This window comes from Sphingobacterium sp. UBA7253 (genome assembly GCF_002472745.1).
Classification (GTDB): domain Bacteria; phylum Bacteroidota; class Bacteroidia; order Sphingobacteriales; family Sphingobacteriaceae; genus Sphingobacterium; species Sphingobacterium siyangense.
Genome location: NZ_DKSP01000211.1, coordinates 1 through 4,139, shown reverse-complemented (window position 1 = coordinate 4,139; position 4,139 = coordinate 1). Strand labels below are relative to the sequence as shown.

Genomic DNA, 4,139 nt, shown 5'->3' with positions numbered 1-4,139 from the left:
TATTTAGGACAGATGTGAAATCCTATATTAAAATTTGATAAAAACATAAATTGATACTCATTTGCATCAACAATAATTTTATAATCCTAAACTTCCTAATACAACATTTCTCAAAACCTATTTTTCTTTCAACACAGGTTAGAACAAAAAAAGCTACAAAAGTTAATGACCGTTTAGACTTATGAGAAAAACTTCACTAACACATTAATTATAAAGATACCCCAACATGATGCTGCAAGATTTACAGATGGAAAACAGGAATGTCGGACAGCCATGACCGATACTTAGACTAAACAATACCAACATATTTTTGATTCCTTCGTAAATTTGATAAATACAGTCTAATTGGATATTCCTTTCAAAGGCTAACAATAAGGATGTCTTGCTTTATTACAAAACATCCTAGATGATCATTTTATTGTATAAAAAAGCTAAGACCCTACTAAACATGATGTTTTATAGAATACTGTTTCCAATAACATTCAAATTTTATTTAAAATTTCATCCGCTGGATCCTTATAGCATTCAATATCGCAATTAGCGAAACCCCTACGTCAGCAAATACGGCTTCCCACATAGTAGCAAGACCTCCAGCCCCAAGAATAAGAACTATGCCTTTCACCACAAACGCTAGTATGATATTCTGCCAAACAATTTTTTTTGTTTTCTTGCCAATATTAATGGCTATCGGGATTTTAGAAGGCTTGTCATCCTGAATAACAACATCTGCTGTCTCAATTGTCGCATCGCTTCCAAGTCCTCCCATAGCAATTCCCACATCACTTAAAGCAACTACCGGAGCGTCATTTACCCCGTCTCCTACGAAGGCAACAGTTTCATTTTTTGCCTTCATCTCTTTTACTTTGTTTACTTTGTCTTCAGGCAAGAGATCTCCAAAAGCCTTGTCGATCCCCAGCTTATCTGCAACAAATCTAACAACAGTTGTCTTATCTCCGCTCAACATCGTCGCTTTTACATTGAGCTTATGAAGCATATCAATAGTCTTTTGGGAATCTTCCTTTATGCTATCGGCAATGGTAATGTAGCCCACAAATTTACTGTCTTTAGCCACCGCAATAGTTGTGTAGACAATTGATAATGGATCTAGATCATATTTAATATTGAATCTGTCCATCAGTTTAAAATTGCCGACCAGTAATTCTTTTCCGTCAATCTGCGCTTTCAAACCATGACCGGGAATCTCTTCAGTGTTTTCCAATTTTATGGAACTATCAACATCTCCTACATATTCGTGTATGGCCGTTGCTACAGGATGCGTGCTAAGACTTTCGATGGCATTTACGAGTTTTAGAATTTCAGCTTTATCGAAATCGGAATTAAAAACTACTTCTTGCACTTTAAAAACACCTTCGGTCATTGTACCAGTTTTATCCATTACTACATTCTTTATGGCAGCCATAGTATCAAGGAAATTACTGCCTTTGAATAAAATACCATTACGACTGGCAGCTCCAATACCTCCAAAATATCCCAATGGAATAGAAATTACCAATGCACAAGGACATGAAATTACCAAGAAGACTAAAGCTCTGTAAAGCCAGTCATTGAATACGTAGTTCTCTAAAAAGAAATAAGGTAGCAAACATATTCCGATTGCAAGAAAAACAACGATTGGGGTGTAGACTTTGGCAAACTTCCTTATAAAAAGTTCTGTAGGTGCTTTCTGGGATGTTGCATTTTGGACCAATTCCAAAATCTTACTTAGCTTGCTGTCCGTATAAGCGGTAGTCACCTTAACCTGAGCAACGGTATTTAGGTTGATCATGCCGGCAAGCACCGATTCCCCCTTGTTTTTGGTATCCGGTTTACTTTCACCTGTCAGTGCGGCAGTATTAAAAGAAGCACTATCCGTGAGCAGTTCTCCATCAAGGCCCAGTTTCTCCCCAGGTTTTAATTGGATAACCATACCTATCTGTGCCTCCTCGGCTTTAATAACTCTGGTCTGATTCTCCTCAACAATTCTCACTTCGTCCGGCCGCTGGTCCAGCAGGGCTTTTATGTTACGCTGTGCTCTTGAAACCGCCAACGTCTGAAATACTTCGCCTACAGCATAAAAAAGCATAACGGCCACCCCTTCGGGATATTCCCCGATAAAAAACGCGCCTATGGTTGCAATGCTCATCAAAAAGAATTCTGAGAAGACCTCTCCCTTGGCTATACTCTTAAAAGCATCTTGAATTACCGGAAGGCCTACGATTCCATAAGCTACCAGATACCAAACAAATCTGACTGTTCCTTTAAACCATTCCTGAGGCAGCCAGTTATCCAATGATATTGCAATAAGTAAAAGTAAAAGAGAAAGAATAGATGGTAGAAACATTTTAAATGGACTTCCGGTGGCATTACTGTGGTCATGACCGTCATCATCACTATGGCCATGATCGTGTCCGTCATTTTTGTAATGTTCCTCTTTTACCAATTCTCTTGCTCCGGCTTTAGAATAGACCTTTTCCGTCTGCGTACAACAGATCTGCTTGCCTTGCGCGTCATATTGATGTTTGTGATCCATAATATTTATTTTAAAAGGTTTTTTAATATTTTATCCATAAAGAATTGTTTCGAGACCTTATTTGCTTCACTTAGTACAACATCTATTGAAGGAATTGATTTCTCCAAATATTTCTCAGCCCTAATTATTGCATCACTTTGTTTTTTGATTTTCTCTGTTTCTTTCAAAGCGTCCGCCAGGGCAAGTAAGCTGAGTCCATGATCCTTCAGTATTCCCAACTGTTCGATCATCCAGCTAACTGCGTAAAAACCAAACTTGGATAGCGCCAGAGGATGGGTCTGCTTTTCTTCAACAGGTGGGAGTCGATTAAAGGGTGACTCAAGTATAGTATCAGTAAGGTAGTTTCTCAACTCCGACTTTTCATGTTCAATATCTACTAGTTCGACACATCCCTGTAATGATTGTGCATAAATACTTAACCAGCGTAATTTCCGACGAAACTCATGAATATCTGACTCCACGTTTCTGAAAACATATTTTCCATTCTGGGAAAAATCCATTATCTTTTCTATTTCTGAACGATAGAATTTAACAAGACGTCTGTGCTGCTCGTCTTTTGCCTTCCATTGGGTTTTGTCAATGTCACTGATGATTTTTTTTAATTGTTTACCATTCAACCAGTTTTTACGTTTGAGTAATTTATTAAGTTTCCTCACGACTTTTTCTAATTGTGCATCAAAATAAATCCCCACATCTTCTGGAATGCATTTGTCTTTGGTATACAATTTAGCAAAAGTGGTAAAATAGTCTATGCTCCCAAGCATGTCCTCCAATTGTTTAAATTTGTCCCGCATTCTTCTAAACTGTTTTGTTCTTGGACCAGTAACACTATATATCCTGGCCAATGCCTCCAATTGGAACAAAGGTGTTCTTAATCCATTCTCAAAAAGATACCGCCCGGGATTGTTCTCTTTCTTCGCCCCTTCAAACAAATCTGCGAGTTTTTGAAAATGCAGATCGAACTGATTATTATTCTGTTTCATGGCCGCTATTTTTATTGTCGGATAATTTTCTCAGAAATCGCTTGTACCACTCAAATTGATTTATTACGAAAATCAATAGGGTAATAACTGTTGCAGAAATTGCAAGAACAAACATGTTGAGTGCGATAGCTATTCCAACCGCAGCAATTGTCCAGAGGCCGGCTGCTGTGGTCAGTCCTATTGGCATACTTTTCTCAGTACGAAATCCTATACCGGCTCCTATAAATCCTAGGCCAGTTGCAATCGCCGCCAGCATTCTTGCCGTTGCAGACCTGTCTTCAGTCAAGTGGGCTGCAACAGATACAAAGAGACAAGAGGCAACACAGATACAGGCAAATGTCCTTATACCCATATTCTGCTGTTCTTTTTCCCGTTCTATACCGACGATGCTTCCTAAAACGAGAGCGAGTACCAATTTAGCAGAAAGCAAAAGTTCAAAATTCATATCCATAGAGTCTTTAGATTTTATTATTTACAGATCACTTGCGTCCTAAACGTTTAAAAAGTGGCGGTGTTTGGATATAGCAAAGTTGCTATATTTAAATTGCAAAATTATAACCCACCGCCAGGATAAAGTTAAAGGTTTTTAGTCAGATTTTATCTCTTATCGACCGCGAATTAGTGAA

3 protein-coding genes are annotated in these 4,139 nt (G+C 38.2%); all 3 read right to left on the bottom strand.

Annotated features, from left to right (window positions below; all coding sequences use genetic code 11):
• Positions 1–493 precede the first annotated feature (493 nt).
• From B2X72_RS21365 to B2X72_RS21355, 3 genes are read right to left on the bottom strand one after another with little or no spacing between them, the layout of a single operon-like run.
• On the bottom strand, positions 494–2,530 hold the full coding sequence (locus B2X72_RS21365) for a heavy metal translocating P-type ATPase (protein ID WP_088160817.1): 2,037 nt from the start codon (positions 2,528–2,530) through the stop codon (positions 494–496).
• A gap of 5 nt (positions 2,531–2,535) precedes the next feature.
• Positions 2,536–3,513 (bottom strand): hypothetical protein, encoded by a 978-nt coding sequence (locus B2X72_RS21360; RefSeq protein WP_286851429.1) that lies wholly within the window; start codon positions 3,511–3,513, stop codon positions 2,536–2,538.
• Positions 3,500–3,958 carry an MgtC/SapB family protein gene (locus tag B2X72_RS21355; protein ID WP_198386059.1) on the bottom strand — a complete coding sequence of 153 codons (459 nt, stop codon included), beginning with the start codon at positions 3,956–3,958 and terminating at the stop codon, positions 3,500–3,502. The genes B2X72_RS21360 and B2X72_RS21355 overlap by 14 nt, the downstream gene beginning before the upstream one ends.
• Between the last annotated feature and the right edge of the window lie 181 nt (positions 3,959–4,139).